General features: G+C 64.6%; 1 pseudogene. It reads right to left on the bottom strand.

The features are described 5' to 3' along the window. Positions 1–198: pseudogene (locus tag ACZ2XM_RS15485) on the bottom strand (hypothetical protein); the annotation flags it as partial. Positions 199–280 lie beyond the last annotated feature (82 nt).

Raw genomic sequence — 280 nt, 5'->3', positions numbered from 1 at the left:
GATCAGCACGTCGTCGGGGCCTGGCACCGGTACGGCGCGGGTCGCCGGCACGAGCACGTCGGGGCCGCCGGGACGCACGATTTCGATCGCGGTCATGTGGGTGGGAAGGGGGTTCGCGTCATCAATCACGATATGATCCTCAACGTTCGTCGATGCGCGGCCGATTCGCGGGCCATCCTCGAATCGCGGCATCGCCATGTGTGTGAAGCCAGTCTATGGGCGATGCCGCTGGCGGGCACGCAGCGATTTACCGGTCGGGGAATGCAAAAATGCATCAGCC

The organism is Psychrobacter sp. CoH-33_TS_01, assembly GCF_058189395.1.
Note: the sequence above shows the minus strand (reverse complement) of the source record. Positions and strands in the feature narration are given on the sequence as shown.